5 protein-coding genes are annotated in these 2,518 nt (G+C 34.1%); 2 read left to right on the forward strand and 3 right to left on the reverse strand.

Going from position 1 to position 2,518, the window contains the following annotated elements:
- Positions 1-409: 409 nt before the first annotated feature.
- Entirely contained in the window at positions 410-1,063 is a 654-nt protein-coding gene (locus tag SAPGRDRAFT_RS19715) for a hypothetical protein (RefSeq protein WP_156002275.1), read from the forward strand.
- 47 nt (positions 1,064-1,110) lie between these two features.
- On the forward strand, positions 1,111-1,425 hold the full coding sequence (locus tag SAPGRDRAFT_RS19720; RefSeq protein ID WP_002661288.1) for a hypothetical protein: 315 nt from the start codon (positions 1,111-1,113) through the stop codon (positions 1,423-1,425).
- Positions 1,426-1,668: 243 nt separating this feature from the next.
- Here SAPGRDRAFT_RS19720 and SAPGRDRAFT_RS23065 read toward each other — a convergent pair whose 3' ends face one another.
- Genes SAPGRDRAFT_RS23065 through SAPGRDRAFT_RS23875 form a run of 3 tightly spaced genes read right to left on the reverse strand, consistent with a single transcriptional unit; the run spans position 1,669 to position 2,197 of the window.
- Entirely contained in the window at positions 1,669-1,815 is a 147-nt protein-coding gene (locus tag SAPGRDRAFT_RS23065) for a transposase (RefSeq protein ID WP_156002277.1), read from the reverse strand.
- Entirely contained in the window at positions 1,812-2,015 is a 204-nt protein-coding gene (locus tag SAPGRDRAFT_RS23870; protein WP_081492137.1) for a transposase, read from the reverse strand. Before SAPGRDRAFT_RS23870 ends, SAPGRDRAFT_RS23065 begins: the two co-directional genes overlap by 4 nt.
- The gene (locus SAPGRDRAFT_RS23875) at positions 2,006-2,197 is read right to left on the reverse strand and encodes a transposase (RefSeq protein WP_081492135.1); all 192 of its coding nucleotides are present in this window, start codon (positions 2,195-2,197) and stop codon (positions 2,006-2,008) included. Before SAPGRDRAFT_RS23875 ends, SAPGRDRAFT_RS23870 begins: the two co-directional genes overlap by 10 nt.
- Positions 2,198-2,518 lie beyond the last annotated feature (321 nt).

The following is a 2,518-nucleotide window of genomic DNA, read 5'->3' on the forward strand; positions in this document are numbered from 1 at the left end:
AATACCTTCTAATTGTCGATATCCAAAAGAAAAAGCACTTTTAAACGGAATAAATAGCGAATAAATTCATCGGAAATGGTTTTAGGTCTGCCGCGTTTTGAGCGCTTAGCTATGAGTATTTTTGCTTGCCGAAGGCGGGAACCAAACATTAAAAAGAAACTCTCCTTGGGCGGTATAAAATCTGTTGGTTAGTGCGTAATTCTGTAAGTTTTTCTAAATTTGTCATGGGACAGCTCGATATTTTATTGTTCGTCGAAAAAACTTAAATCTACGAGTCTTGTCCCTTTTTTTATGCCTAATTCACAAGGTTTTTTTTAATTAGCTGGTTTTCAACTTGTTAGATTTATGCAACAAGGCCTTGGATAGGCCCTTTTTTACCGTAGAAAATTTTAAAACTCAATTTCCTAACTTGGAAATAACAAGTATACATGGAGATCTAAATTTAGAGTTAATACTTCCCTGTCTAGTTAAAACAAAGCATCTGAATTTTTATCACGCTAGTAATCTAAATGGGGCGCATTTAACCCCCTTAGTTGATTATGAAAGCTTGATGAAAATTGGTTTTTTGGCTTGTGATATAGATAGCCTTCCTCCTATCTGTACAGAGATAACAGATCTGAGTTGGATTCAAATATATGAGTCTCCCAATATAAATCATGAACAAGTATTTGCTGTTTTAGCAAATATGAAAAATTTAGAGGTACTACATTATGAAAAAAACCAACTTAAGCAATTACCTGAATCTATACTAAGAGCTAGGCAGCTGAAATCATTGAACTTAAATGAAAATCAACTAACTGATCTTCCTGCATTAGATAGTTTGAAATATTTGTATACAGTAGATGTTTCATGGAATAGTTTTACAGAATATCCTCTTTGTTTAACTAATTTGAGTCGAGATAAGCGAATTGATATTGTTATAGCTATGAATAAAATTAAAGAAATTCCACTGTCTGTTTTCGATAGGAAATATAGAATATTTAATATCTATGGAAACCCTTTAAATGCAGAGAGCTTAAGGTTGTTAGATAGAAAAATGAAAGCTAAATATGAGACTTGGTGAAATATTGTACCTAATCCTAAAGCGCAAGAACTCATTAACTAAAGATTATGACGAAATTACAACTAAACTGTAGAGATGCAATTTTAGATACTATGGCTAATTTTGCTTCAGAAAAATTACAGACTTCATACCAGAATTCTGTACCATTTGTAAATGTTACTCTTGAATTATTTGAACGATGGTGTAGTGAATTTAGATTTAAAAAAAATAGATCTTGGTTTAGGGCTATATTTTCTGATTTAGAATGGGAAGCACTTTTATATTTTGAATATACGGTAAAAAAAGTAGAAAAAACTTTAGATGAAAAGGGATATTCCACAACAGATGTATTCTTAGAAACGGCCTTGTTGCATAAATCATAATTTACTGACTATTAGCAACTTCTAGCTTGACAGCATTAAGCTCATTTAAAATTTGAATACGCATCAGGACTTCTTGTTTCTGCATTTTAAAGCTGATCGAAGAGAGCCGTTCAGAGAAAAAGTGCTTGAGCCGCATCATTGCAGTTTCGCTTAAATTTCGACGATGATAGCCTAAATCTTGTTTCCAAGCAGCCGCTCCTAACTCCCAAATATATAAAATATCATCATTGCGATAACTATCGACTAGCTCTCCATTTTTCCTTTTTTAGGTCGAGCATTTTTACGTGGGGGAATCAATGGAACCGCCCCAGCCGCACAAATTGCTTCTCGACATTTTGTTTGGTCATAGGCGCCATCTGCATAAACTTGGTTAATATTAAATGGCTTCAATTTTTCATCATTTTGAGGAGTTGAGAAGCATCGGTTTTTCGCTCTGTGGTAATCTCTACAACCAGGATTTCTCCTGTTTTGTCATTTACGGCTAAATGTACTTTAATCCAGCCAGAACGGTACTTTTCGATGTGTTTTATTCGCCGCCACTCTCCCTGTCCTTTTATTTTTAGTCCTGTACTATCTATTGCTATAGACAGCTCTTCATCCGTTTTTTAGGCTTAATATTCAGCTTTAGTTTTTTGACTCTGCGGCATATTTGGCTGTAAGATATTGGATTGACATCCAAATTATATTCGGAAATAACGCATTTTAGAATGCCTTCTAACTGTCGATATCCAAAAGAAAAAGCACTTTTAAACGGAATAAATAGCGAATAAATTCATCGGAAATGGTTTTAGGTCTGCCGCGTTTTGAGCGCTTAGCTATGAGATTTTTGCTTGCCAAAGGCGGGAACCAAACATTAAAAAGAAACTCTCCTTGGGCGGTATAAAATCTGTTGGTTAGTGCGTAATTCTGTAAGTTTTTCTAAATTTGTCATGAGACAGCTCGATATTTTATTGTTCGTCGAAAAACTTAAATCTACGAGTCTTGTCCCTTTTTTATGCCTAATTCACAAGGTTTTTTTAATTAGCTGGTTTTCAACTTGTTAGATTTATGCAACAAGGCCGTTTAAAAAAGAACTATGATGTCCGTAAGTAAC

It is taken from the genome of Saprospira grandis DSM 2844, from assembly GCF_000275825.1.
GTDB lineage: Bacteria > Bacteroidota > Bacteroidia > Chitinophagales > Saprospiraceae > Saprospira > Saprospira grandis_A.